This is a genomic window from Embleya sp. NPDC127516 (assembly GCF_044765325.1).
GTDB lineage: Bacteria > Actinomycetota > Actinomycetes > Streptomycetales > Streptomycetaceae > Embleya.
On the sequence record NZ_JBIWJT010000005.1, the window covers coordinates 481,048 to 504,906 of the forward strand.

Annotated in this window: 23 protein-coding genes and 1 pseudogene; 11 read left to right on the forward strand and 13 right to left on the reverse strand. The window is 71.2% G+C overall.

Going from position 1 to position 23,859, the window contains the following annotated elements:
- The first annotated feature begins 131 nt into the window (after positions 1-131).
- Complete coding sequence (locus ACIRL2_RS12735) at positions 132-800, forward strand: pyridoxamine 5'-phosphate oxidase family protein (protein ID WP_395862067.1); 669 nt, start codon at positions 132-134, stop codon at positions 798-800.
- Positions 797-2,176, forward strand: coding sequence for an NAD(P)/FAD-dependent oxidoreductase (locus ACIRL2_RS12740; protein WP_402231921.1), 1,380 nt, complete (start codon positions 797-799; stop codon positions 2,174-2,176). Before ACIRL2_RS12735 ends, ACIRL2_RS12740 begins: the two co-directional genes overlap by 4 nt.
- 28 nt (positions 2,177-2,204) lie before the next feature.
- Here the strand turns inward: ACIRL2_RS12740 and ACIRL2_RS12745 are convergent, their stop codons facing one another.
- Positions 2,205-3,005 (reverse strand): tyrosine-protein phosphatase, encoded by an 801-nt coding sequence (locus ACIRL2_RS12745; protein ID WP_402231923.1) that lies wholly within the window; start codon positions 3,003-3,005, stop codon positions 2,205-2,207.
- A 178-nt stretch (positions 3,006-3,183) separates the two neighbouring features.
- Here ACIRL2_RS12745 and ACIRL2_RS12750 point away from each other — a divergent pair, with 178 nt between their 5' ends.
- Together ACIRL2_RS12750 and ACIRL2_RS12755 are read left to right on the forward strand one after the other, a co-directional pair.
- Positions 3,184-3,933, forward strand: coding sequence for an ABC transporter ATP-binding protein (locus tag ACIRL2_RS12750; RefSeq protein WP_395862061.1), 750 nt, complete (start codon positions 3,184-3,186; stop codon positions 3,931-3,933).
- A 4-nt stretch (positions 3,934-3,937) separates the two neighbouring features.
- Entirely contained in the window at positions 3,938-5,191 is a 1,254-nt protein-coding gene (locus ACIRL2_RS12755) for a hypothetical protein (RefSeq protein ID WP_402231925.1), read from the forward strand.
- Between the two features lie 583 nt (positions 5,192-5,774).
- Here the strand turns inward: ACIRL2_RS12755 and rlmN are convergent.
- The 6 genes from rlmN to rpsB form a co-directional block, all read right to left on the reverse strand.
- The gene (rlmN, locus tag ACIRL2_RS12760) at positions 5,775-6,881 is read right to left on the reverse strand and encodes a 23S rRNA (adenine(2503)-C(2))-methyltransferase RlmN (RefSeq protein ID WP_395862057.1); all 1,107 of its coding nucleotides are present in this window, start codon (positions 6,879-6,881) and stop codon (positions 5,775-5,777) included.
- A 96-nt stretch (positions 6,882-6,977) separates the two neighbouring features.
- Positions 6,978-8,243, reverse strand: coding sequence for a phosphatidate cytidylyltransferase (locus ACIRL2_RS12765; RefSeq protein ID WP_395862055.1), 1,266 nt, complete (start codon positions 8,241-8,243; stop codon positions 6,978-6,980).
- Positions 8,243-8,800 (reverse strand): ribosome recycling factor, encoded by a 558-nt coding sequence (frr, locus tag ACIRL2_RS12770; protein ID WP_360304662.1) that lies wholly within the window; start codon positions 8,798-8,800, stop codon positions 8,243-8,245. Before frr ends, ACIRL2_RS12765 begins: the two co-directional genes overlap by 1 nt.
- A gap of 32 nt (positions 8,801-8,832) precedes the next feature.
- Positions 8,833-9,642, reverse strand: coding sequence for a UMP kinase (gene pyrH / locus ACIRL2_RS12775; protein ID WP_395862053.1), 810 nt, complete (start codon positions 9,640-9,642; stop codon positions 8,833-8,835).
- Between the two features lie 65 nt (positions 9,643-9,707).
- Positions 9,708-10,541, reverse strand: coding sequence for a translation elongation factor Ts (gene tsf / locus ACIRL2_RS12780; protein WP_395862051.1), 834 nt, complete (start codon positions 10,539-10,541; stop codon positions 9,708-9,710).
- A 207-nt stretch (positions 10,542-10,748) separates the two neighbouring features.
- Complete coding sequence (rpsB, locus tag ACIRL2_RS12785; protein WP_402231928.1) at positions 10,749-11,678, reverse strand: 30S ribosomal protein S2; 930 nt, start codon at positions 11,676-11,678, stop codon at positions 10,749-10,751.
- A gap of 456 nt (positions 11,679-12,134) precedes the next feature.
- On the opposite strand from rpsB, the pseudogene ACIRL2_RS12790 reads away from it, so the two are divergent.
- A pseudogene (locus ACIRL2_RS12790) lies at positions 12,135-12,572 on the forward strand (M23 family metallopeptidase); the annotation flags it as partial.
- Between the two features lie 143 nt (positions 12,573-12,715).
- On the opposite strand, the gene ACIRL2_RS12795 reads toward ACIRL2_RS12790, so the two are convergent.
- Both ACIRL2_RS12795 and dusB read right to left on the reverse strand, forming a co-directional pair.
- On the reverse strand, positions 12,716-13,321 hold the full coding sequence (locus tag ACIRL2_RS12795; protein WP_395862047.1) for a TetR/AcrR family transcriptional regulator: 606 nt from the start codon (positions 13,319-13,321) through the stop codon (positions 12,716-12,718).
- Positions 13,322-13,434: 113 nt separating this feature from the next.
- Entirely contained in the window at positions 13,435-14,631 is a 1,197-nt protein-coding gene (dusB, locus tag ACIRL2_RS12800; RefSeq protein ID WP_402231930.1) for a tRNA dihydrouridine synthase DusB, read from the reverse strand.
- 100 nt (positions 14,632-14,731) lie between these two features.
- Between dusB and ACIRL2_RS12805 the strand changes: the two genes are divergently transcribed.
- Together ACIRL2_RS12805 and ACIRL2_RS12810 are read left to right on the forward strand one after the other, a co-directional pair.
- Complete coding sequence (locus tag ACIRL2_RS12805; RefSeq protein ID WP_395862044.1) at positions 14,732-15,397, forward strand: NADAR family protein; 666 nt, start codon at positions 14,732-14,734, stop codon at positions 15,395-15,397.
- 15 nt (positions 15,398-15,412) lie between these two features.
- Positions 15,413-16,399 (forward strand): hypothetical protein, encoded by a 987-nt coding sequence (locus tag ACIRL2_RS12810; protein WP_395862042.1) that lies wholly within the window; start codon positions 15,413-15,415, stop codon positions 16,397-16,399.
- Between the two features lie 144 nt (positions 16,400-16,543).
- Here the strand turns inward: ACIRL2_RS12810 and ACIRL2_RS12815 are convergent, their stop codons facing one another.
- A complete protein-coding gene (locus ACIRL2_RS12815) occupies positions 16,544-17,926 on the reverse strand; it encodes a glycine--tRNA ligase (protein ID WP_402231933.1) in 1,383 nt (460 codons plus the stop codon).
- Positions 17,927-18,089: 163 nt separating this feature from the next.
- Here ACIRL2_RS12815 and ACIRL2_RS12820 point away from each other — a divergent pair, with 163 nt between their 5' ends.
- The 4 genes from ACIRL2_RS12820 to ACIRL2_RS12835 all read left to right on the forward strand — a co-directional run bounded on the left by ACIRL2_RS12820 (position 18,090) and on the right by ACIRL2_RS12835 (position 21,220).
- On the forward strand, positions 18,090-19,052 hold the full coding sequence (locus ACIRL2_RS12820; RefSeq protein ID WP_395862038.1) for a metal ABC transporter substrate-binding protein: 963 nt from the start codon (positions 18,090-18,092) through the stop codon (positions 19,050-19,052).
- Entirely contained in the window at positions 19,049-19,825 is a 777-nt protein-coding gene (locus tag ACIRL2_RS12825; protein ID WP_395862036.1) for a metal ABC transporter ATP-binding protein, read from the forward strand. The genes ACIRL2_RS12820 and ACIRL2_RS12825 overlap by 4 nt, the downstream gene beginning before the upstream one ends.
- A complete protein-coding gene (locus tag ACIRL2_RS12830) occupies positions 19,822-20,739 on the forward strand; it encodes a metal ABC transporter permease (RefSeq protein ID WP_395862034.1) in 918 nt (305 codons plus the stop codon). The genes ACIRL2_RS12825 and ACIRL2_RS12830 overlap by 4 nt, the downstream gene beginning before the upstream one ends.
- Before the next feature lie 61 nt (positions 20,740-20,800).
- A complete protein-coding gene (locus tag ACIRL2_RS12835) occupies positions 20,801-21,220 on the forward strand; it encodes a Fur family transcriptional regulator (protein ID WP_395862032.1) in 420 nt (139 codons plus the stop codon).
- 15 nt (positions 21,221-21,235) lie between these two features.
- Here ACIRL2_RS12835 and ACIRL2_RS12840 read toward each other — a convergent pair whose 3' ends face one another.
- The 3 genes from ACIRL2_RS12840 to ACIRL2_RS12850 all read right to left on the reverse strand — a co-directional run bounded on the left by ACIRL2_RS12840 (position 21,236) and on the right by ACIRL2_RS12850 (position 23,798).
- Positions 21,236-21,772 carry a hypothetical protein gene (locus tag ACIRL2_RS12840; protein WP_395862030.1) on the reverse strand — a complete coding sequence of 179 codons (537 nt, stop codon included), beginning with the start codon at positions 21,770-21,772 and terminating at the stop codon, positions 21,236-21,238.
- Between the two features lie 158 nt (positions 21,773-21,930).
- A complete protein-coding gene (locus ACIRL2_RS12845; protein WP_402231936.1) occupies positions 21,931-22,713 on the reverse strand; it encodes a TIGR03943 family putative permease subunit in 783 nt (260 codons plus the stop codon).
- The gene (locus ACIRL2_RS12850) at positions 22,710-23,798 is read right to left on the reverse strand and encodes a permease (RefSeq protein WP_402231938.1); all 1,089 of its coding nucleotides are present in this window, start codon (positions 23,796-23,798) and stop codon (positions 22,710-22,712) included. Before ACIRL2_RS12850 ends, ACIRL2_RS12845 begins: the two co-directional genes overlap by 4 nt.
- Between the last annotated feature and the right edge of the window lie 61 nt (positions 23,799-23,859).

The window sequence follows — 23,859 nt, forward strand, 5'->3', positions numbered from 1 at the left end:
CGCCAGTGCGCGCCGGCGGCAGACTCATATCCGAAACGAAATCCGCCGAAGAGCCGAGAAATACCGACAACCACGACATCGACCCGCCCGCGCCCCGACCCGCGCCGCGCTCGGATCACCGAAGAGGCCCGATGAGCCACCCCACTCCCGACTCCACCCTCGGCTCCACTGCCCGCACTCGCGTACGCCGGCTGCCCGACCACGCCGTCCGGGAGCGAACCGCGCTGCACGCCGTGCTCGACGCCGGCCTGGTCGGCCACCTGGCGATCACCGGCGAGGACGGTCAGCCGTTCGTGCTCCCGGTCGCCTACGCCCGCGACGGCGAGCGGGTGCTGATCCACGGCTCGACCGGCAGCCGGCTCTTCCGCGGCCTGGCCGCGGGCGCCCCGACCTGCCTGACCGTGACCCTGCTCGACGGCCTGGTGCTGGCCCGCTCGGCATTCGAGTCGTCCATGCACTACCGCAGCGCGATGGTGCTCGGCTCGTGCGTCGTGCTGCCCGAGGACGAGAAGGTCGCCGCGCTGGACCTGCTCACCGACCGGCTGCTGCCCGGCCGCCGCGAAGAACTGCGCCCGCACCGGGTCAAGGAGTTGGCCGCGACCCTGGTACTCGCGCTATCCCTGGACGAGGCCTCGGTGAAGATCTCGGCCGGACCGCCGGACGACGACGACGAGGATCTGGACGCCCCGATCTGGGCCGGCGTGGTGCCGATCGGCGAACACTTCGGCGAACCGGTGCCCGCCCCGGACCTGCGCTTCGACCTGCCCGCGCCGGACTACCTGAGGAAGTGGCGCCGATGACCGCCGACTACCGCGAACTGTCGCTGTGGTTCGACACCCTCGACGAGGAGATCACCCCGCGTCCCGCGCTCACGGGCGACCTGGACGTGGACGTGGCGATCGTCGGCGCCGGCTACACCGGCCTGTGGACCGCCTACTACCTGGCCAAGGCGGACCCGACGCTGCGCATCGTGGTCCTGGAGCGGGAGATCGCCGGCTTCGGCGCCTCCGGCCGCAACGGCGGCTGGTGCTCGGCGCTGTTCCCCGCCTCGCTCGCGAAGGTGGCCCGGAGCAGCACCCGCGAGCGGGCCATCGCCCAGCAGCGGGCGATGAACGCGACCGTGGACGAAGTCGGCCGGGTGGTCGCCGAGGAGGGCATCGACTGCGACTTCGCCAAGGGCGGCACCGTCGTGCTGGCCCGCACCCCGGTGCAACTGGCCCGGGCCCGCGACCTGGTCGCGGACGAACACGCGTGGGGCTTCGACGACACGGACGCCCGACTGCTGGACGCCGCCGAGGCGCGCGCGATGGTCGGCGCCACCGACGTGCTCGGCGGCACCTACACCCCGCACTGCGCGGTGATCCACCCCGCCAAACTGGCCCGCGGCCTGGCCGCCGCGGTGGACCGGCTGGGCGTGAGCATCCACGAGCACACCCCGGTCACCGCGATCGAGGACGGCGCCGCGATCACCCCGCACGGCCGGGTCCGCGCCGACGTCGTGGTCCGGGCCACCGAGGGCTACACGCCCGAGTTGGCCGGCTTCCACCGCGACCTGGCTCCCGTGTACTCGCTGATGGTCGCCACCGAGCCGCTGCCCGAGTCGTTCTGGGCCGAGGTGGGCCTGGCCCGCCGGGAGAGCTTCAGCGACATGCGGCACCTGATCATCTACGGGCAGCGCACCGCCGACAACCGGCTCGCCTTCGGCGGGCGCGGCGCCCCGTACCACTTCGGCTCCAGGGTGCGGCCCGAGTTCGACCGCGACGACAAGGTCTTCGCCGAACTGCGTCGGGTGATCGCCCAGCTCTTCCCCGCGGCGGCCGACGCGCGGATCACCCACTCGTGGGGCGGACCGCTCGGCGTGGCCCGCGACTGGTACGCGAGCTGCGGCTTGGACCGCGCCCGCGGCCTCGCCTGGGCCGGCGGCTACGTCGGCGACGGCGTGGGCACCGCGAACCTCGCGGGCCGCACCCTCGCCGACCTGATCCGCGACGAGTACACCGATCTCACCCGACTGCCCTGGGTCCGGCACCGCTCACCCAGGTGGGAGCCCGAACCCTTCCGCTGGATCGGCACCAACGTCGGCCTGCGGGTGATGGCCGGCGCGGACGCCGAGGAGCGACGCACCGGGAAGGAATCCCGGCTCGCGCACGCGTTCGGCCGGTTCCTGGGCCACTGACTCGCCCCGGGCGCGGGGACCGACCGGGCTACCGCCCCCGGATGACGCGGCGCCAGGCCTCCAGGTGCTCCGCCGGCGCACCCGCCTTGAGCAGGAAGTCCGCCGCCGAGCCGTGCCGCTCGGCGAGCACCCGCAGGAACGTGTCGATGGACGCCCGGGCCGCGCCGCGCATCGCCGGCGCGACCGGGTGCGCCGGATCGATCCGGGGCTGCCGGGGCAGCCGGTCGATCCGCTCGAACATCTCCACCAGGTGCGTCTCGGTCTCGGTGTAGTCCGCGATGATCGCCTCCCGCTCCACCCCCGCGACCGACAACAGCAGCGCGACCAGGATCCCGGTCCGGTCCTTGCCCGCCGTACAGTGCACCAGCGCCGGCACCCCGCCGTCGCCGGCCAGGATCTCCAGCGAGCGCACGTAGGACTCGCCGCCGCGCTCGGCCATCCGCATGTAGAGCAGGCCCGCGCCGTACTCGTCCACGTTCCCCAGGTCGATGTCGTCGTCCAGCCCCAGACCCTGGGTCTGCCCGGCCGAGACGTCGCCGACCGCGGCCCGGTCCGCGGCCAGCGCCGAGCGCCGGCCCAGCAGCGGCAGCCGGTGCCGGATCACCCCCGGCCACTGCGCCGGCGGCAGGCCCTCGCCGTCCGAGCGCAGGTCCAGCACGTGCCGTACGCCGTAGGTGTGGGTGAGCCGGTCGACTCCCTCGGGGGTCAGCAGATCCGGGGTCTCACACCGCATCAGTACGCCCGTTCGAGTGACTCCCCCGTCGATCAGCGGTAGGTCGCCGATGTCGCGGGCATTGAGCAGATCTGGAAGATCGAGTCGGCGGTTCATGTGCACCCCGTTCGGAACGCGTTCGATAGACCTGTTCGCCTCATCATGGTGCGCGCGAACTCCCGCCGCCGGCAGGGTTCCCCGAGTGAGGGGTTTCTCGCCCCTGCCGCAACCCGGCGCCACGACACTCGTTGGAGGAAACGGGTGGCAACGAACGTTTCTCTGCGGGAGGTGTGCCATGTCCCTGTCGTCCCGCGCGGCGAGACCCCATGACCGGCGCGTCGTCCCCAGGACCGCGAGCTCCCCGCCCGACAACGACGTGCTGCGCTGTCGCGGACTGACCCTCACCCAGGGTCCGGTCACCCTGTTGCGGGACGTCTCCGCGGCGGTGCGCGCCGACGAGACGTTCGCCATCACCGGGCCCGGCTGCGCCGGCAAGTCGGCGCTGCTCGCGTGCCTGTCCGGCGTGGTCGCCCCAGATTCCGGCGAGATCTGGTTCAACAGCGGCCCGATGCACGTGCTCGACGAGAAGGGCCGGACCGCGCTGCGCCGTCGGTACTTCGGGCTGGTGGACGGGCGCACCCGGCTGCTCCCGGAGCTGACCGTCGCGGAGAACGTCGCGCTGCCGCTGCTGCTGGACCGGATCCGCCGGGCCGAGGCGTTCGCCGTCGCCCGGCACTGGATGGAGCGGCTGGACGTGACCGAGCACGCCGAATCCCGGCCGGCCGGTCTGGGCAGCGCGCTGTTGCGCCGCGCGGCGGTGGCCCGCGCGCTGGTCACCCGGCCGGCCGTGGTGTTCGCCGACGAACCGGCGCACGGCCTGCTCGGCACCGAGCTCGACCACCTGATGCGCATTTTGGTCTCCGCCGTGCGCTCGCACGGGATCACCCTGGTGCTGGCCACCGCCGACCCGCGGGTCTCGGCGCACGCGGACCACTGTCTGGCCCTGCGCGACGGTCGCCCGGACCCGCGCGCGGACGGGTGGTAGAGCGATGTCCGGGGCCGACCCGAGCCCACTGCGCGAAGCGTCCCGGGTCGACGCCGCGCGCGTGCTGGCCGGCGCCGCGGTGGCGGGTACGGCCACCATCGTCCTGCTGAGCCTGCTGGCGTGGGCGCGACCGGCCGGGCGTCCCGGGCCCGCGCTGATCGGTCCGGTGCTCGCCGCGGTGCCGGTGCTGGCCGCGGTGGCGGTGCTGACCGCGGTCGCCAACCGGCTGGCCGAGCTGTACCGGATCGACCGGGCCGGCCGCGCGCTGCCGGTGCGGATGGCGGCCGATCGCGGTCGGGGCCTGGTCGCGACCGAGGCGGCCACCACCGCCCTGGCCGGCGCGATCGCCGGGGTGCAGGCACACCTGGTGTCGCGCTCGGTGTTGGGTTCGGCGCCACCCGGGATCCGCCATCTGCTCGCGATCGGCGCCACCGTGCCCTGGACGGCCTCGGTCACGCTGCTCGTCGCGGTACCCGCGATCGCGGCCCTCGCCGCCGCGTGCGCGACGCGCGGACCCTCGACCCGGTCGTTGCCGCTCGTTCCGCCCTATGTCGGGCCGCTGCTGGTGCTGGCCGGGCTGCTCGGGCAGTACCTGATCGCCGACCCGGGTCGGCCGGAGCGGTTGTCGCACGGCACGTTGCCGGCCGCCGTGCTCGGCTACGGCGCGGTGCTGGTGGGCGCGGCACTCACCATGCCGTGGTTGGTGACCTGGCTCGGAGCGGGCTGGGCCGCCCGGGCCGGACGGGTGTGGACGTTGTGCGCGGCCCGTCGGATCGAGGCGAGCGCGCGCGGCCTGGCACTGCCCCTGGGGCTGACCACGATCGCCTTGGCGGTGGTCACCACCAGCCGACTCGCGGGCGACCACACCCCGGTGCGGATGGCCGACGCCCCGCTGTTCCTGACCGTCGCGGCGGTGTCGCTGTGCGCCGCCGCGATGTTGTTCACCGTGGTCGTGGAATACGGCTCCGCGCGCCGGGAGACCTCGCGCACGCTGCATTCGATCGGCGCCGGCACACCGGTCGATCGCCGTGCGGCACTGGTCGCCCTCACGGTGCCGGTGCTGGTGTGTGTATTGACCTCGGTCGCGGTCGGCGCGCTGACCGCGTGGCCCGCACAGGGTGACGCCAACCCGTTCCCGACGGTGTCCACGCGCACCGCGGCCCTGGGCACCGCGTGGGCGGTCGGCCTGCTGGTGACCGCGCTGATCGCGGCGGCGGTGGTGATCGTGCGGGGCGAACGGCCGAGGCGGCGGGCCTGAGAGCCCGAGCCCGACACGCCGTTCCCGGGCCCGGGCCGAAACACCGGAAAACCGCTCCGGACATGGGAAAACACTTCGAGCCCGGCGCGGCGTCCCCTTCCGCGACGGGCTCGAAGTGCTTATCGTCTCGGGGGCCACGCGACCCCGAGCCGTGCGCCGGATCGTGTCCCTTCGACCGGCGGCTTGGGCGTGCCGCCGTCGGATCATTCGAACGGGGGGATCAAAGGATCCGACGGCTTGGCACTGAGATCAGTCTGCCCTGGAGCGCCTAAGGATCCGATAAGGATTCGTTACCCGTTCTATATCGCCGCGCCGCGCACCCGTGACCTGCCCCGGATGTCCGAATATCGACCGAAGCCGGCCCGGCGTCCGCAGGAAGGGGGTGCCTTCGGACCTAGGCCCTGTCCGGCGGATCTTGATGGATCGGGCCGCGTCGTGAGCGCAGCGAGGAGCCCGAAGGGCGGATGCCGTGCATCGGCGTGCCGGAGAAGCAGCCGCATAGTGGTTCCATTCGGCTGCTTCTCCGGTGCGGCGATGCACGGTGCCAGGCGGCGCGGACCCACCAGGATCCGCCGGACAGGGCCTAGACCTCGGCGGCCGCGAGCTGGCCGCAGGCGCCGTCGATGTCGCGACCGCGGGTGTCCCGGACGGTGACCGGCACGCCGTGCTTGGTCAGCAGGCGAACGAACTCCTCCTGGCGTTCGGCCGTCGACGCGGTCCACTTCGACCCCGGCGTGGGGTTGAGCGGGATCAGGTTGACGTGTGCGTTGTGGTTCTTGAGCCGGCGCCCGAGCAGGTCGGCCCGCCAGCCGTGGTCGTTGATGTCCTTGATCAGCGCGTACTCGATGGACACCCGTCGACCGGTGACGCCCTCGTAGTGCCACGCGGCGTCCAGCACCTCGCGCACGTCCCAGCGCGTGTTGACCGGCACGAGGGTGTTGCGCAGGTCGTCGTCCGGCGCGTGCAGGGACAGCGCGAGGGTGACCGGGACGCGCTCGTCGGCGAGCTTGTACATCGCCGGGACCAGGCCGACCGTCGACATGGTCACCGAGCGGGCGGAGACGCCCAGCCCGTCGGGGCTCGGGTCGGTCAGTCGGCGGACCGCGCCGACCACGGCCTTGTAGTTGGCGAGCGGCTCGCCCATGCCCATGAAGACGATGTTGCTGACCCGGCCCGGGCCACCGGGCACCTCGCCGCGGGCGAGCGCCCGCGCGCCCGCGAGCACCTGCTCGACGATCTCGCCGGTGGACAGGTTGCGGGTCAGACCGGCCTGGCCGGTGGCGCAGAACGGGCAGTTCATCCCGCAGCCCGCCTGCGAGGACACGCACATGGTGACCCGGTCGGGGTAGCGCATCAGGACGGCCTCGACGAGCGTGCCGTCGAAGAGCTTCCACAGCGACTTGCGGGTCGCGCCGTCGTCGCACGAGATGTCCCGCACGGAGGTCATCAGCTCGGGCAACAGCGCCTCGGCGAGCTTGGCCCGCGACGCGGCGGGCATGTCGGTCCACTGCTCGGGGTCGTCCGAGAGGTGGCCGAAGTAGTGCTTGGACAATTGAGCCGCGCGAAACGGCTTCTCCCCCAACTCGGCGACGGCCTCGCGGCGCTCGGTGGGGGTGAGGTCGGCAAGGTGGCGCGGCGGCTTCGAACGACGCGGCGGCGCGGTGAAGGTGAGTTCTCCTGGTTTGGGCATGGCTCGTCCAGTGTCGCAGGTGTACGGGCGGGGCCGGTTCGGCCCCGCTCTCGTGCACACGCGGCCTGTCCGGTTTCTTGCCGGATCAGGTCCGGGTCATACGAATACGGCGAGCAGCAGCCACACCACGGGAGCCGCGGCGAGCAGCGAGTCGAGTCGGTCCATCACGCCACCGTGACCGGGCAACAGGTTGCCCATGTCCTTGACCTTCAGGTCCCGCTTGATCATCGATTCGGCCAGGTCCCCGAGCGCGGACACCGCGGCGGCGGCGACGCCCACCACGGCGCCCTGCCACCACGCGCCGTCGAGCATGGTCGTCACGCAGACCGCACCCGCGACGGCGGCCAGGAACACCCCGCCGGCGAAGCCTTCCCAGCTCTTCCCGGGACTGATCCTGGGCGCCATCTTGTGCGGGCCGCCGGAGGTCACGCCGGCCGCGTAGGCGCCGGTGTCCGCGCAGACCACCAGGATGATGAAGGTCAACACCCGCTGCGCGCCGTCGTCGTCGCCGAGCATCAGGACCGCGAACCCGGCCAGGAACGGCAGGTAGAAGACGGTGAACACGCCGGCGGTCATGTCCCGGAGGAAGTCCTCTGGCCCCTCGGTCATCCGCCAGATCATCACCGCCACGGCGGTCAACGCGGTGGCGATCGCGAGCCCCTCCGCACCGCGCGCGTAGCCGGCGACGAGCATCGCCGCCGAGCCGACCGCGAGCGGTACCACCGGGATCCGGATGCCGCGTCCGACGGTGGCGCCCTGCGCGGTCCGACCGGACGCGTCGGCGACCGCCTCGGCACGACCGAACGCGCCCGCCAGTTCCCACAGTCCGACCAGCACCGCAAGCAGCACGACGCCGACGAACAGCACCGGCAGGGTGAGCAGCGAGGCGATGATGATCCCGCCCAGCCCGGCACCGACTCCGATCGCCTGCGGCAGGTTCCGGCCGGCCTTGCCTACGGGTTTCGCGGGTGGCTCCTCGGTCACCGCGAGCCCCTCACGCCCGGGGTCGATCCGAGCCGCGTCCGTCCGGGCGGGCTCGTCCCGAAACGCGGAACCCGAGTGCGGCTCCGGTTCGTCGCCCGGGTCGTGACCCGCGATCGGTGACAGCACCTGCGTGTGGTCATCCTGTGTCTGTACCCCGACGCCGGCGGGAAAGTGCTGCTGCGCCCGAGTGGCGCCATCCCCGTAACCACCGGACCGGGCCGCGTCGTAGTGGGCCGCGTCCTGACCCGTCGGGGCGTCCGGGACCTGCTCCGGCCACGCGCCGTACGACCCGTACGGGTCGTGGCCGGGCGGCAGATCGGGGTGCGCTCCCGCAGGCGGATCGGCCGGCGGCGTACCGCCCCAGGTCGAGTCGTTCATCAGACTTCGAGCAGCTCGGCTTCCTTGTGCTTCAGCAACTCGTCGATCTGCGCGACGTACTTGTGGGTCGTGTCGTCGAGTTCCTTCTCGGCGCGACGCACCTCGTCCTCGCCGCTCTCGCCGTCCTTGACCAGCTTGTCGAGCGTTTCCTTCGCCTTGCGGCGGATCGCCCGCAACGAGATCTTCGCGTCCTCGCCCTTGCCCCGCGCCAGCTTGATGAACTCCTTGCGGCGTTCCTCGGTGAGCTGCGGGAAGACGACGCGGATGAGCTTGCCGTCGTCGGTCGGGTTGACCCCGAGGTCGGAGTCCCGGATCGCCTTGACGATCGCGTTGGTCGAACCGCGGTCGAACGGGGTCACGATGACCATGCGCGGCTCGGGCGTGGTGAACGACGCGAGCTGGTTCACCGGCGTGGGCGAGCCGTAGTAGTCCACGAGGATCTTGTTGAACATCGCCGGAGTGGCCCGGCCCGTGCGGATCGCCGCGAAGTCGTCCTTGGCGACCACGACGGCCTTCTCCATCTTTTCCTCGGCTTCGAGGAGAATCTCGTCGATCATGTCGGCTCCTGTCCCGGTCCTGTCGCCGTCGATCAGCCGTCGGTACGGCTGACCAGGGTGCCGATCTTCTCACCCCGCACGGCGCGGGCGATGTTGCCCTCGACGAGCAGGTTGAAGACGACGATCGGCAGTTCGTTGTCCATGCACAGGCTGATCGCGGTGGCGTCCGCGACCTTGAGCCCGCGGGCGAGCACCTCGGCGTGGTCCAGGTGATCGAACATGACCGCGTCCGGGTTGGCCTTCGGGTCGCAGTCGTACACGCCGTCGACACCCTTGGCCATGAGCAGCGCGACCGCGTCGATCTCCAACGCGCGTTGGGCGGCCGTGGTGTCGGTGGAGAAGTAGGGCATGCCCATGCCCGCGCCGAAGATGACCACGCGACCCTTCTCCAGGTGTCGCACCGCCCGGCGCGGGATGTACGGCTCGGCGACCTGGCCCATCGTGATGGCGGTCTGCACGCGGGTGTCGATGCCCTGCTTCTCCAGGAAGTCCTGCAGCGCCAGGCAGTTCATCACGGTGCCGAGCATGCCCATGTAGTCCGAGCGCGCGCGGTCCATGCCGCGGATCTGCAATTCGGCGCCGCGGAAGAAGTTGCCACCGCCGATGACGATGGCGACCTCGGTGCCCCGGCGGACCACGTCGGCGATCTGGAGCGCGATGGTCTGCACGGTGTCGGGATCGACGCCCAGGGCGCCACCGCCCGCGAACGCCTCGCCGGAGAGCTTGAGCAGCACCCGGCGGGCGTAGGGGTTCGGCTCGTCGCCCTCGGCGGACGACGAGGAGGCCGCCTTCGTTTCGGTTTCCTGCACGGTTCCCTCCACGCCTTGCGGCCTCCTCGCCATACTGCTTCCACTTGCGTTCATGCCTACTGCATGCCCCGAATCGGGGCGGTGGTGCGAGGGGCGGATCAGACGCCGACGCGGAAGCGGGTGAACCGCTTGACCTTGACGCCGGCCTCGTCCAGGACCTTGCCCACGGACTTCTTGCTGTCCTTGGCGAACGCCTGGTCGAGCAGCACGTTCTCCTTGAAGAAGCCGGTCACCCGGCCCTCGACGATCTTGGCGAGGGCGGCCTCGGGCTTGCCCTCCTCGCGCGCGGTGGCCTCGGCCACGCGGCGCTCGTTCTCGACCGTCTCGGCCGGCACGTCCTCGCGGTTCAGCACCGTCGGCGAGAACGCGGCGATGTGCTGCGCGACGTCCTTGGCGACCTCGGCGTTGGCGCCGTCCAGCTCGATCAGCACGCCGATCTGCGCGGGCAGGTCGGGGCTGGTCTTGTGCAGGTAGGCCGCGACGAAGCCGTCGGCGTACTGCGCGAAGCGGTCGAGCACGATCTTCTCGCCGAGCGTGACGTTGGCGTCGTCGACGTACTGCTGGACGGTCTTGCCGGCCTCGATCTCGCTCGCGAGCAGCGCGGCGATATCGGCGGGCGAGCTCTTGGCGACGTGCGCGGCGATCGCCTCGGCGGCCTCGATGAACTTCGGGCTCTTGGCCACGAAGTCGGTCTCGCACTTGAGCTCGACCAGGACGCCGGACGCGTTGCCGTCGAGCAGCGCGACGACGGCACCGTTGGAGGCCGAGCGGCCCTCGCGCTTGGTGACGCCCTTCTGGCCCTTGACGCGAAGGATCTCGACAGCCTTGTCGACGTCACCTTCGGCCTCTTCGAGGGCCTTCTTGCAGTCCATCATGCCTGCGGCGGTGAGCTCACGGAGCTTCTTCACGTCCGCGGCGGAGAAGTTCGCCATGTCCTGATTCTCTCGTCTCTCGGGTCAGCGGCCCGGTTGCGCCGAGCGACTGCGGGTGAGGTTGTCGCCCCACCCGATGAAGGTCAAGGGGCTGTGCGGGTATTCCGACACATACGGGGACGTACCCAGGTACGCACGCACCGTGATCGGGGCCCGGCACAGGGCGAGGGGTACGCCGGCTGGGCCGTCGTACCCCTCGATCCAGGGTCAGACCTGCGGGTCGGCCTCGGTGGCCGGCGCCTCGGTTGCCGGCGCCTCGGCGGCGGCCTCGGTGGCCTCGGCCTCGACATCGGCCTCGGTGACCGAGCCGGACTCGACGATCTCCTCGGCGGCGGGGGCGGCTTCGGCCGGAGCGGCCTCTTCCTTCTTGCCGGCCTCGAGCAGCTCGCGCTCCCAGTCGGCGAGGGGCTCGCCGGCGGTGGCCTTGGTGTCGGCGGCGGCGCCACCGGCACGCGACATGAGACCGTCGGCGACGGCGTCGGCGATCACGCGGGTGAGCAGCGTGACCGAGCGGATCGCGTCGTCGTTGCCCGGGATCTTGTAGTCGACCTCGTCGGGGTCACAGTTGGTGTCGAGGATCGCGACGACCGGGATGTGCAGCTTCCGGGCCTCGCCGACGCCGATGTGCTCCTTCTTGGTGTCCACGATCCACACGGCCGAAGGCACGCGCTGCATGTCGCGGATACCGCCGAGGGTCTTCGCCAGCTTGTCCTTCTCGCGCTTGAGGACGAGCAGTTCCTTCTTCGTCATGCCCGAGCCGGCCACGTCGTCGAAGTCGAGCTGCTCGAGCTCCTTCAGGCGCTGGAGGCGCTTGTAGACGGTCGAGAAGTTGGTCAGCATGCCGCCGAGCCAGCGCTGGTTGACGTAGGGCATGCCCACGCGCGTCGCCTGCTCGGCGATCGCTTCCTGCGCCTGCTTCTTGGTGCCGACGAAGAGGATCGTGCCACCGTGGGCGACGGTCTCCTTGACGAACTCGTAGGCGCGGTCGATGTACGACAGCGACTGGAGCAGGTCGATGATGTAGATGCCGTTGCGCTCCGTGAAGATGAAGCGCTTCATCTTCGGGTTCCAGCGGCGGGTCTGGTGACCGAAGTGGACGCCGCTTTCCAGCAGCTCCCGCATCGTGACGACGGCCATGGCCGTACGCTCCTTGGGCTCTCGTCCCGGCGATCGTGCCCGGGACTCTCGGTTGTGCCGTGGCGACGGGTCGCCGCCACGCCTGACGCCCGCGACACCACGCCGAGGTCCTTGCGGATTCCCGGACCGAGAGGTGTCCCCATCGAGTCCCGCTCGGTGGCGTCTCGCCATGCGGGACGTCGGCGGCTCGAAGGTGGGCGCGCGAAGTCGACCCGGAAGGCCGGGCCGCTCCGGGAAGTGTACGGGAACCGCGCGCGGCCGAGCGACTCGCCTTCCGGCCACCCTTTTGCGACGCCTCGTCAGTCTGTATGCGGCCTTTTCGAGCCGTATCGGTCTTCGACAATCGCCGTCCGGTTATGCACAGAAGAAGTTGTCTACACGCAGTGAGCCGCTTTTTGTCCACAGTGCGCGTCGCGTCGGCCGGGGTACGGCTCGACGCGGACGAGTCTGGTCCGCATGAACGCGTCGAAACCCGGCCGAGGGCCGATCGTGCTGTGTCTCGTTTTGCTCACGGCCGTGTTGTCCACGGCCGGACCGCCGGCCGCGACCGGCACGGTGCGACCCGCGCCGGCGGTCCGGCGCTGGGTGTGGCCGCTGGATCCCCGGCCCGAGGTGCTGCGCGGGTTCGAGGCGCCCGTGGCGGCGTGGTCGGCGGGGCATCGTGGGGTGGATCTCGCCGCGCGGGTCGGACAACCGGTGCTCGCGGCGGGCGCGGGGGTGGTGGTGTTCGCGGGGTCGGTGGCCGGGCGCGGGGTGGTCAGCGTGCGGCACGGGGACGTGCGCACGACCTACGAGCCGGTGCTCGCGTCGGTGCCGGTCGGGCGCGCGGTCGCCGCGGGCGAGCCGTTGGGGGGGCTCGCGCCGGGACCGTTCCATCTGGCCGAGCCGTGCCTGCACTGGGGACTGCTGGTGCCCGGGTACCGCGATCCGCTGACCCTGCTGCGGCGGGTGCGGGTGCGGTTGTACCCGAACCGTCCGGGTCCGGGCTCCGCTTCCTCCGGCTCTGCCTCTTCGGGTTCCGCTATTTCGGGCTCCGCTTATTCGGACTCTGCCCGATCGGGTTCGGCGACCCGGGCGACGCCACCGAGGACGAGTGCCAGCGTGGCCGCCTCGACCGCGCCGGGGTCGGCGCCGCATTCGATCCGCCGGACCGCGGCGTCGACCATGCCCTGGACCAGCGTCGCGACCAACATCGGGTCCCGGTGGCCCAGCGCGGCGAGCGCGTCCACCACCAGTTCGACGATCCGCCCGTGGGCGGCCCGGATGCGTTCGCGCGCGTTCGTGTCCAGCTCGCCGGTGGAGATCGCGACGACCACCCGATGACGGCGATCACCGACCAGTTCCAACTGGCGGGCCACGTAGGCCGCGATCTTGTGCGCCGGGTCCTCGGTCGCGCCCATCGCGTCCTCGACCTCGGCCACCCACGCGGGCAGGTCCACCGCGCAGAGCTCCTCGACCACGGCCGCGCGCGAGGCGAAGTACTCGTAGAGCGAGGAGCGGGCCAGACCGGTGCGCTCGGCGAGCGCGGGGAAGGTCAGTGCGGCGAAACCGCCCTCGTCGAGCAGGCTCCGCGCGGCGTCGAGCAGCGCGGCGTGCTGCATCGCGCGGTGTTCGGCGACGGAGGACGCTCGAATCTTGGGCATCCACTCACTGTACGACGTCACTGTGCGTGCCATCGGGGAGCTTGCGCAATTGCCGAATCCCGCCCACGCCGCGACCCGCGACCGCATGCCGGCCGCCGGCGGTCGGCCGGGGGTCAGCCGCCGGAGTGGTCCAACTCGGCGTCGATCGGGGGCAGCGCGCACTCGGGGTCGTCGAGCCAGCCCTCGGGCAGGATCACCCGCTTGCCGCCGGCGGTCCGGCCGCGCGGGCCGTCCGCGCCGATCGGCCAGGGCTGGTCCAGGTCCAGTCGCCCGAACCAGTCGTCGAGTTCGGCCAGGCTGCTCGCGGTGGCCAGACCGCGCCGGATGGTGCCGCCGACCGAGAAGCCCTTCATGTACCACGCGACGTGCTTGCGCAGATCGGTCACGCCGTGCGTCTCGTCGCCGATCCACTCGGCGAGCAGCACCGCGTGCCGGCGCATGATCGCGGTGGCCTCGCCCAAGGTCGGGCGGGATCGTTCGGCACTGCCCTCGAACGCGGACACCAGGTCGCGGAACAACCACGGGCGACCCAGGCAGCCGCGACCGACCACGACACCGTCGCAGCCGGTCTCACGCATCATCCGCAACGCGTCCTCGGCGTCCCAGATGTCGCCGTTGCCGAGCACCGGGATGTCGGTGACGACCTCCTTCAGCCGCGCGATGGCGGACCAGTCGGCGGTGCCGCCGTAGTGCTGCTCGGCGGTGCGGCCGTGCAGGGCGACCCAGGTGATGCCCTCGTCCACGGCGATCCGGCCCGCGTCCAGGTAGGTCAGGTGGTCGTCGTCGATGCCCTTGCGCATCTTGATGGTGACCGGCACGCCGCGCGCGTTCTTGACCGCCGAGCGCAGGATATCGCGCAGCAGATTGCGCTTGTAGGGCAGCGCCGAGCCGCCGCCCTTGCGGGTGACCTTGGGCACCGGGCAGCCGAAGTTGAGGTCGATGTGGTCGGCCAGGCCCTCGTCCACGATCATCGCCACCGCGCGGCCGACGATGTGCGGGTCGACGCCGTAGAGCTGGATGCTGCGCGGGCGCTCGGTCTCGGCGAAGCGGATCAGGCGCAGCGTCTTGGCGTCCCGCTCGACCAACGCGCGGGTGGTGATCATCTCGCTGACGTACAGCCCGGCGGGCCGTGCGGTGGTCGCCGCCTCCGCCTGTTCCTGGCACAACGTGCGGAACGGCGCGTTGGTGATGCCGGCCATCGGGGCCAGCACGACCGGCGGCCAGATCCGCGCGCCGCCCTCGGCGCCCAGGCGCAACGGCGCCCACGGGCTGCCGGTCGCGTCGGGGGTGGATGCGTCGGCGGGTGCCATGGACGATGCTCCAGAAGGGTGTGGGGATGGATCCGATCCATTGTCCCCCACCGGGAAAAGCTGTTTCCGGGTGTCCGTCGGTGCTGACACGATCGTCGCCATGAGCATGGATTCCGGGGATTCCCGCACGGCGACCGACGAGCCCGGTGAGGCGTCCGGTGACCGGCGCGCCGTCGAACCTCGCGATGTCGCGTCCCTCGTCCTGCGGGCGCGGCGTGGTCCTCGGCTGAAGTACGTCTTCTTCTGGGGCCATCGGGAGCCGCGCGAGGGTGTGGACTCGGGTTGTCTGAGCCAGTGGTATCCGTCGCCGTTCACGGTGGACGGGGTGAGCTATCGCACCGCGGAGCACTGGATGATGGCGGGCAAGGCGCGGATGTTCGGCGACGCGGACGCGGAGCGGCGGGTGCTGGCGGCGGGCCACCCGAAAACCGCCAAAACGATCGGTCGGCAGGTGCGCGGCTTCGACGAGCGGCGCTGGGTGGACGAGCGGTTCGAGCTGATCGTGGCGGGCAACGTGGCCAAGTTCGGGCAGCACCCCGCGATGGCCGCGTTCCTGCTGGGCACCGGGCAGCGGGTGCTGGTGGAGGCCAGTCCGCTGGACCGGATCTGGGGCATCGGGCTGGCCGCCGACGACGAGCGGGCCGCCGACCCCGAGCGCTGGCGCGGGCTGAACCTGTTGGGGTTCGCGTTGATGGAGGCCCGGGCCCGGCTGGCCGGCTCGACCGACCACGCTTCGGAATCCGGCCCTGACCCGTCGTCCCGATGAACTAATCTCCGCAACATGAGTGCCTACCCGCCCCCGCAGCCCCCGAACGGGCCCGGCTACGGCCACGGGCAACAGCCGTACGGCCAACCGAACAACGGTCAACAGCCCTACGGCGGCCAACCGTATGGGCAACCCGGCTACGCACAACAGCCGTACGGTCAGCCGTATCCGCAGCAGCAGTACGGCCAGGGGTACGGTCAGCCGCCGCCCCCGCCGCCGAGCCGGCGGAAGTGGCTGATGCCGGTGGCCGCGGTGGTCGCGCTCGGCGTGATCGGCGGCGGGGCCTTCTTCTTCCTGTCCAAGGACGACGGCGAAGACAAGAAGCCGGCCGCGAACTCGTCGCCGAACCCGGCGAGCAACGGCGGCGCGCTGCCCGCGCCGCAGGGTTCGGCCGGTGCGCCCACCGACGAGCCCAAGGGCTTCCAGTCCGCGCCGCCGCCGAACACGTCCAACATCGACGCGGTCTCCACCGACAAGCTGCCCTTCACCACGGACTACTTCTTCAAGGACCCGGCCGAGTTCGACGGTCGCAGCGGCGGCAAGTACCGGCAACTGTCCGCCGACGGCAGCGCTGCCGCGGACTGTTCGAAGGTGGTCACCGCGACCGGCACCGCGATCACGCAGAACGGCTGTGTGGGTGTGCTGCGCGGGTCGTACAAGGACTCCGCAGGCAAGTACGTGGCGACGTTGTCGGTGGTCTCGGTGCCGGACAAGGCCAAGGCGCAGGCGTTGAAGCAGGCGCTGGAGAAGATTCCGTTCGCCACGTCGCCGACGGCCTGGCTCGCACCGCCCGCGTCGAGCGGGGTCGCCTTCAAGGACGGCTCCGAGCACATCGCGGTCGCCACCACGACCGGGCACTACGTGCTGGTGATGGACATCGGCCGGGCCGACGGGGGTCCGCTCAAGGGCCAGGGCGAGGAAGCCTCGAAGGCGGCGAGCGCCGTCTACAGCGATCTGACCTACCGGATGACGGACCGCATCATGGCCGGCATCTTCAAGTGAGCCGGTCGGTCCGCGACTGAGCGGGCTCGTCCGCGACGCGACGTCGGCTCGCCGATCGGTGCGCGACGAACAACGAGGGGCGCCGTCCGCGACGGCGCCCCTCGTGTCGTCCCCCGTGCTCCGCGGCCTACGGCCGGGTTCGGGTCAGCAGCCCGGCAGCCGCGCCGAGAGATAGCCCACGACCTGGTCGAGCGAGACCCGCTCCTGCTGCATCGTGTCGCGCGAGCGCACGGTCACCGCGTTGTCCTCGAGCGTGTCGAAGTCGACGGTGATGCAGAACGGCGTGCCGATCTCGTCCTGGCGGCGGTAACGACGGCCGATCGCACCGGCGTCGTCGAAGTCGCAGTTCCAGTACTGGCGCAGGTCCGCGGCCAGCCCACGGGCCTTGGGCGAGAGGTCGGTGTTGCGCGACAGCGGCAGGATGGCGGCCTTGACCGGCGCCAGGCGCGGGTCCAGACGCAGTACGGTGCGCTTCTCCAGCTTGCCCTTGGCGTTGGGCGCCTCGTCCTCGAAGTACGCGTCGAGCAGGAACGCGAGCATCGCCCGGTTCAGGCCCGCGGCGGGCTCGATGACGTACGGGAACCAGCGCTCGCCGGCGTCCTGGTCGAAGTACGACAGGTCGGTGCCGGACTTCTCCGAGTGGGTGCGCAGGTCGTAGTCCGTGCGGTTGGCGATGCCCTCCAGCTCGGAGAACTCGGTGCCACCGAAGTTGAAGCGGTACTCGATGTCGACCGTGCGCTTGGAGTAGTGCGACAACTTCTCCTTCGGGTGCTCGAAGAAGCGCATGTTGTCGGGGCTGAGGCCGAGACCGACGTACCAGTCCCAGCGCTGCTGCATCCAGTACTCCTGCCAGGTCTCGTCCTCACCCGGCTTGACGAAGAACTCCATCTCCATCTGTTCGAACTCGCGCGTGCGGAAGATGAAGTTTCCGGGCGTGATCTCGTTGCGGAAGCTCTTGCCGGTCTGGGCGATGCCGAACGGCGGCTTCTTGCGCGAGGTCTGCTCGACGGCCTTGTAGTTGACGAAGATGCCCTGGGCGGTCTCCGGGCGCAGGTACGCGCGGCCGGACTCGTCCTGGGTGGGGCCCAGGAAGGTCTGGAGCAGACCGTTGAACATCTTGGGCTCGGTGAAGGTGCCCTTGTTCCCGCAGTTGGGACAGGAGATGTCGGCGAGGCCGTTCTCCGGCAGCCGGCCGCGCTTGGCCTCGTAGGCCTCTTCGAGGTGGTCGGCGCGGTAGCGCTTGTGGCACGAGGTGCACTCGGTCAGTGGGTCGACGAACGCCTCGACGTGACCGGACGCCTCCCACACCTCGCGGGCGAGGATGACCGAGGAGTCCAGACCGACGATGTCGTCACGCGAGGTGACCATCGTGCGCCACCACTGGCGCTTGATGTTCTCCTTGAGCTCCACGCCGAGGGGACCGTAGTCCCAGGCGGCCCTCTGGCCGCCGTAGATCTCACTACAGGGGTAAACGAAGCCTCGGCGCTTGCTCAGGCTGACGATGGTGTCGATCTTGTCGGCGGCCACAATGCTCTCTTCGGTGCGACGATGCGGGCAGTGACAGTGTCGGCACAGGCTACCGGCGCGCTGGTCGACCCGGTAAATCCTTATGCCCGAGGCCCGCTCCGCCACGGTTGGCCCAATCCGCTATTATTGACAACGATTGTCATTCTAGTTGAGAATCATTGTCATGAAGATACGTCGCACCGCTCCGGCCGCACTGCTCGCGACCGCCGCCGCGTCCGCCCTGTTGCTCTCCGGATGCGCCGGTACCGACGACGCGAAGGCGGACACCGGGGCGGGTGCGAAGCTGCGCGTGATCGCGGCCTTCTATCCGATGAAATTCGTCGCCCAGCAGGTCGGCGGGCCGCACGTGAAGGTGACGAACCTGACCAAGGCCGGGGCCGAGCCGCACGACCTGGAGCTGACCCCCAAGCAGGTCGGCGCAATCTCGCAGGCCGATCTGGTGGTCTACCTCAAGGGTCTGCAACCCGCGGTGGACAAGGCGATCCAGCAGAACAAGCCCAAGCACACCGCGGAGGCGAGCAGATTCGCACCGCTGGAGGAACACGGCACCGAGGTGCACGGCGCCGAGGAGGACGGGCACGAGGGCCACGACCACGCGGACGCCGAACACGGCGACCCGCACGTGTGGCTCGACCCGACCCGCCTCGCCGCGATCGCCGGCGGCGTGGGCGAATCGCTCGCCGCCGCCGACCCGGCCAACGCGCAGGACTACCGCGCCCGCGCCGCCGACCTGACCGCGCGCCTGAACGGGCTCGACGGCGAGTTCACCGCCGGCCTGGCGACCTGCGCGCGCAAGGACGTGGTGACCAGTCACGCCGCCTTCGGCTACCTCGCGGAGCGTTACCACCTGAACCAGATCGCGGTGAACGGCGTCAATCCCGAGTCCGAGCCCTCCCCAGCCCGCCGGGCCGACATCCAGAAGCTGGCCCGGGAGCGCGGCGTGACCACGATCTTCTTCGAGACCCTGGCCGAGCCCAAGACCGCCAGGACGCTCGCCCAGGACCTGAAGGTGCAGACCGGCGTCCTGGATCCGCTCGAGGGCATAGAGAACGAGGCCGAGAACGATTACTTCTCGGTGATGCGCGCCAACCTGGACGCGCTGCGGAAGGGACTCGGCTGCTCATGACGGAACTTCACGAGCCGGTCGCCCGGTTGATCGGCGGCACCGCGTCCCTGGGCGGGCGCCCGGTCCTGCGCGGGGTGGACCTGAACGTGCGCCCCGGCGAGGTGGTCGCGCTGCTGGGCGCCAACGGCTCGGGCAAGTCCACGCTGGTCCGCACACTGGTCGGCCTGGTCCCGTTGACCGGCGGCACGATCGAGCTGTTCGGCACGCCGTTCGCGCGCTTTCGCGACTGGTCCCGGATCGGCTACGTGCCGCAGCGCACCACGGCCGCCGCCGGGGTGCCGGCCAGTGTGCGCGAGGTGGTCACCTCCGGCCTGCTCAACGGCCGCCGCGTGCTGGGACCGGGCCGGGACGGCCGGGCCGCGGTGGACGAGGCGCTCGCGGCGGTCGGCATGCTCGACCGCGCGCGCGACGGCATCGCGCACCTGTCCGGCGGCCAGCAGCAGCGGGTGCTGATCGCCCGCGCCCTGGCCCGCCGCCCCGACCTGCTGATCATGGACGAGCCGATGGCGGGCGTGGACCTGCGCAGCCAGGAGGTGCTCGCGGGCACCCTGCGAGCGCAGCAGGAGCAGGGCCGGGCGGTCCTGCTCGTGCTGCACGAACTCGGCCCGCTGGAGCCGCTGATCGACCGCGCGGTGGTCCTGCGCGAGGGCTGCGTGTGCCACGACGGGCCGCCGCCCCAAGCGGTCGGCCAGCACGCGCTGCCGGGCCACGACCACGTACACCCGCACGACGATCACACCGCGCACCGCGCCGGGATGGGACTTCTCTCGTGACGATCCTGGACTTCCCCTTCATGCAGCGCGCGCTGCTGGCGGCCCTGCTCGTGGGCATGACCGCGCCCGCCGTGGGCGTCTACCTGGTGCAACGCCGCCAGGCGTTCATGGGCGACGGCATCGGACACGTCGCGCTCACCGGCGTGGGCCTGGGCTTTTTGCTCAGCACCTCCCCCGTACTGACCGCGGTGCTCACCGCGTCGGTGGGCGCGGTGCTGATCGAGCTGATCCGCGAGCGCAACAAGGTCAGCGGCGACGTCGCGCTGTCGGTGCTCTTCTACGGCGGCATCGCGGGCGGCGTGATGCTGATCAACCTCGCCCCGGAGGGGTCCAACGCCAATCTCCAGTCGTACCTGTTCGGCTCGCTGACCTCGGTCTCGCCGGAGGACGTCAAGATCATCACGATCCTGGCCGTCGCGGTGCTCGCGGTCACCCTCGGGCTGCGCCGCGCGCTGTTCACGGTCTGCCAGGACGAGGACTTCGCCCGGGTGACCGGGTTGCCCGTACGCACGCTGAACCTGCTGCTCGCGGTCACCGCCGCGGTCACCGTGACGGTCGCGATGCGGGTGGTGGGGCTGCTCCTGGTGAGCGCGCTGATGGTGGTCCCGGTCGCGGTCGCCCAGCAGCTCTCGCGCACCTTCGCGATGACCGCCGCGATCTCGATCGTGGTCGGCGTGCTGGTCTCGGTCTCCGGTACGACGCTGACGTACTACGTGGACGCGCCGCCCGGGGCCACCATCGTGCTGCTCGCGATCGCGCTGTTCGTCGTGGTGGGGGTGCTCGCGACACCGCTGAACCGGCGCCGGGCCCGGCGCGCGGAGGCCGCCGCCGCCGAGGCGGATCAGCCTCGGGTGGACGACGTACATGTGGACGCGGGGGTACCGGACGCCGGCACAATGGCGACTCGGACATAGACACAGGGCGCCGGTACGGAAACGGCGCCGTCCGACCCGCAGCGATCGAGGAGGCACCCAGGTGACCACCGCCCACGGCACGAGCCCGGTTCGGGGTCGGTCCACCCGGCAGCGTGCCGCCGTCTCGGCCCTCCTCGACGAGATCGAGGACTTTCGCAGCGCGCAGGACCTACACGACCTGCTCAAGCAGCGCGGCGAGGCGGTCGGGCTGACCACCGTCTACCGCACGCTCCAAGCCCTCGCCGACGCGGACGAGGTGGACGTGCTGCGCACCCAGGACGGCGAGTCGGTCTACCGCCGGTGCAGCCGCGGGCACCACCACCACCTCGTCTGCCGCTCCTGCGGACGCACCGTCGAGGTCGAGGGCCCGGCGGTGGAGCGCTGGGCGAACCGGATCGCCGCCGAACACGGCTTCGGCGACGTCTCGCACGAACTGGAGATCTTCGGTACGTGTGCGCAGTGCGCGAAGGCGACCGACTGACGCCGGCCCGATCGACTACCAGGTGCCGCCTGCGGTCGTACCGGCCGTGCCACCCCACGTCCCGCCCTCGACGCACGTACCGGTGGGCCGCACCGTGGCCGAGCCGACCCGGTTCGGCTTCAGCACGTTGAGCTGCCCGGCCGCGATCGAACCGCCGGAGAGGAACTCCGAGTAGGCGAACGTCTTGGTGATCGACTTCTTCCCCGCGGGCACGTCGATCTCCTCCTGCTTCATGCTGCCGGAGGATCCGCCGTAGGAGACGGTGATCCGACCGCCCTTGTGCCCGTCGGCGAAGGTGATCGTGCCGATGAAGGTCTCCATGAACGCGGTCCTGCACCGAACGCCGGCCAGCGTGCCGGGCGTGACGGTCAGGAACACGCCCTTGACCTCGAGCTCGCCGTCGCCGGCCGGGCCGTCCCGGTCCGAGCTCTTCGGCGCCTCGGTGCTCGCCTCACCCTTGCGGTCGGCGTCCGCTCCCTTGTCCTTTTGGCACGCGGTCGCGCCCGACCCGAGTACGCCCACGACGACCGCCGCGACGACGGCACGACGCATTCCCCACCCCATGCTGATTCCCCCCGATAGACCGGCGGATCGTCCTCCCCAGGCGATCCGTCCGTGAACCCACGGTAGGAGAAGACACCTCGCGTCACCGCCGCGCTCGCAGGACGCGAACACGGCGGTGACCGGACGGTGACATCGTCACGACGTGCCTATTCGTACGGCTCGCGCGGGGCCGGGATCGAGACGACGGTGGTGGCGGTCAGGGCGGGCATCGCGTCGTCCGCCTGGGTTTGGCCGTTGGGCAACCAGCGGCCGGTGACCGTCACCCACGAGTCGGTCGGGGGCGCCGCGACGCCGTGTACCTCGATCTTGCGAGCGAAGGCGTCGGCGGCACAACAACTGATCACCATCCGGGTGATGTACCACGTGCCCGGGGCCTTGCCGGGCGTGACGAAGCCGGTGAGCTGGACGTTGCGGTCCTTGAGCGGCGCCGTGGTGTCCCAGACCGAGCGGATCAGGAAGTCCGCCAGGCTCATCGGCAGCGGGTCGCCCGCCGGCAGCGGGGGAAAGCCCGCGTCGTTCGAGGCGGCGGCCGGCTTGGCCACCACATTGTCCGATCGCGCGGCGGTGTACGAGCCGAGCGCGGGCGGCGCGATCAGGAACAGCGCGAGCACCGGCAGACACAGCAGCCAGGCCGCCCGCGGGCCGGTGGAGTGGTCGTGGCCGCCCGCCTCCGCCGGCTCGCCGACCGGCTCGTCGGCGCCCTCGGCCGGGTGCGCGTGCGCGGGCTCCGCCGCCGATTCCGGCGCCCGGCGCTGTATCCCGTCCCGCACCGCCGAGATCAGGCCGACCGCGAGCAGGATCGCGCCCGCCGCGAGCAGCGCGGGACGCAGGCCGTCCTTGACGTAGCGCAGGTACATGTCGGTCAGCGAGATCCGCAGCAGCGCGCCGCCGATCAGGATCAACAGCACCGCCTGGACGTCCCGCCTCACAACAACCACCATCCGACGAGGTAACTTGCGACGATCGCGACCACGAACGTCGCCGAGGAGAACCGGGCCGCGAAGCCGCGCCCGAAGGTGCCCGACTGGAGCGCGATCAGCTTCACGTCCACCATCGGGCCGACCACCATGAAGGCCAGTTTCGCGGTCGGCGAGAAACCGATCAGGCTCGCCGCCACGAACGCGTCCGCCTCCGAGCAGACCGCGAGCACCACGGCGAGGAAGGCCAGCGCGAGCACCGCGAACCACGGCGAGTCGGAGACCGCGTCGATCACGTGCTTGGGCACCGTGACGTTCAACGTCGCGGCGGTCAGCGCGCCGATCACCAGGAAGCCGCCCGCGTGCAGGAAGTCGTGCTGGAGCGCGAGCCGGAAGTTCTCCCACTTGCCGCTGCCGCCGTGATCGTGCGGACGGCGCATCACCTTGATCCACTCGGGCCGGCCGAACCGCGCCCACAACCAGCCCATCAGCACCGCCGTGCCGAGCGAGGCGAGGAACCGGGCGAGCACCATCTCGGGCTGCTTGGGGAAGGCGACCGCGGTCGCGGTCAGCACGATCGGGTTGATCGCGGGCGAGGAGAGCAGGAACGCCAGCGCCGCGGCGGGCGCGACCCCGCGCGCCATCAACCCACTGGCCACCGGCACCGACGCGCACTCGCAACCCGGCAGGATCGCCCCGGCCGCGCCCGCGACCGGCACTGCCAGGGACTGCCGCTTGGGCAACACCTTGGTGAACACCGACGGCGGCACGAACGCGGTGATCGCGGCCGACAACAGCGTGCCGAGCACCAGGAACGGCAGCGCTTGGACGGAGATCGCGACGAACACGGTGGCCCAGGTCTGCACCGAGCGCGCGCCGAGCCGATCCACGATCCACGGCTGCGCGAACAGCAGCACGACCAACGCCAGGACGAAGAACTCGAGTTGACCCGGCCGCCAGCGCTCGGCGGGCGGGCCGACGGGCGACCCGGGCCCGGCGGTCGCGGGCGACGACTCGGCGCCACGGGGCGGCGATGGCGCCGGCCGTGTGGCGGTGGCGGGGCGCGACGGCGCGCTCTTTTCGAACATGATGGTCATGTTCGCATTGATCGTGGGGCCGCCGCTCGACGCGCACCGCGCTTTGCGAACCTTTCACCCG

Excerpts from the sequence above, each read along its gene's own strand:
- ACIRL2_RS12735 (WP_395862067.1), top strand. The coding sequence starts at position 132 with ATGAGCCACCCCACTCCCGACTCCACCCTCGGCTCCACTGCCCGCACT.
- ACIRL2_RS12740 (WP_402231921.1), top strand. The coding sequence starts at position 797 with ATGACCGCCGACTACCGCGAACTGTCGCTGTGGTTCGACACCCTCGAC.
- ACIRL2_RS12745 (WP_402231923.1), bottom strand. The coding sequence starts at position 3,005 with ATGAACCGCCGACTCGATCTTCCAGATCTGCTCAATGCCCGCGACATC.
- ACIRL2_RS12750 (WP_395862061.1), top strand. The coding sequence starts at position 3,184 with ATGTCCCTGTCGTCCCGCGCGGCGAGACCCCATGACCGGCGCGTCGTC.
- ACIRL2_RS12755 (WP_402231925.1), top strand. The coding sequence starts at position 3,938 with ATGTCCGGGGCCGACCCGAGCCCACTGCGCGAAGCGTCCCGGGTCGAC.
- rlmN (WP_395862057.1), bottom strand. The coding sequence starts at position 6,881 with ATGCCCAAACCAGGAGAACTCACCTTCACCGCGCCGCCGCGTCGTTCG.
- ACIRL2_RS12765 (WP_395862055.1), bottom strand. The coding sequence starts at position 8,243 with ATGAACGACTCGACCTGGGGCGGTACGCCGCCGGCCGATCCGCCTGCG.
- frr (WP_360304662.1), bottom strand. The coding sequence starts at position 8,800 with ATGATCGACGAGATTCTCCTCGAAGCCGAGGAAAAGATGGAGAAGGCC.
- pyrH (WP_395862053.1), bottom strand. The coding sequence starts at position 9,642 with ATGGCGAGGAGGCCGCAAGGCGTGGAGGGAACCGTGCAGGAAACCGAA.
- tsf (WP_395862051.1), bottom strand. The coding sequence starts at position 10,541 with ATGGCGAACTTCTCCGCCGCGGACGTGAAGAAGCTCCGTGAGCTCACC.
- rpsB (WP_402231928.1), bottom strand. The coding sequence starts at position 11,678 with ATGGCCGTCGTCACGATGCGGGAGCTGCTGGAAAGCGGCGTCCACTTC.
- ACIRL2_RS12795 (WP_395862047.1), bottom strand. The coding sequence starts at position 13,321 with ATGCCCAAGATTCGAGCGTCCTCCGTCGCCGAACACCGCGCGATGCAG.
- dusB (WP_402231930.1), bottom strand. The coding sequence starts at position 14,631 with ATGGCACCCGCCGACGCATCCACCCCCGACGCGACCGGCAGCCCGTGG.
- ACIRL2_RS12805 (WP_395862044.1), top strand. The coding sequence starts at position 14,732 with ATGAGCATGGATTCCGGGGATTCCCGCACGGCGACCGACGAGCCCGGT.
- ACIRL2_RS12810 (WP_395862042.1), top strand. The coding sequence starts at position 15,413 with ATGAGTGCCTACCCGCCCCCGCAGCCCCCGAACGGGCCCGGCTACGGC.
- ACIRL2_RS12820 (WP_395862038.1), top strand. The coding sequence starts at position 18,090 with ATGAAGATACGTCGCACCGCTCCGGCCGCACTGCTCGCGACCGCCGCC.
- ACIRL2_RS12825 (WP_395862036.1), top strand. The coding sequence starts at position 19,049 with ATGACGGAACTTCACGAGCCGGTCGCCCGGTTGATCGGCGGCACCGCG.
- ACIRL2_RS12840 (WP_395862030.1), bottom strand. The coding sequence starts at position 21,772 with ATGCGTCGTGCCGTCGTCGCGGCGGTCGTCGTGGGCGTACTCGGGTCG.
- ACIRL2_RS12850 (WP_402231938.1), bottom strand. The coding sequence starts at position 23,798 with ATGACCATCATGTTCGAAAAGAGCGCGCCGTCGCGCCCCGCCACCGCC.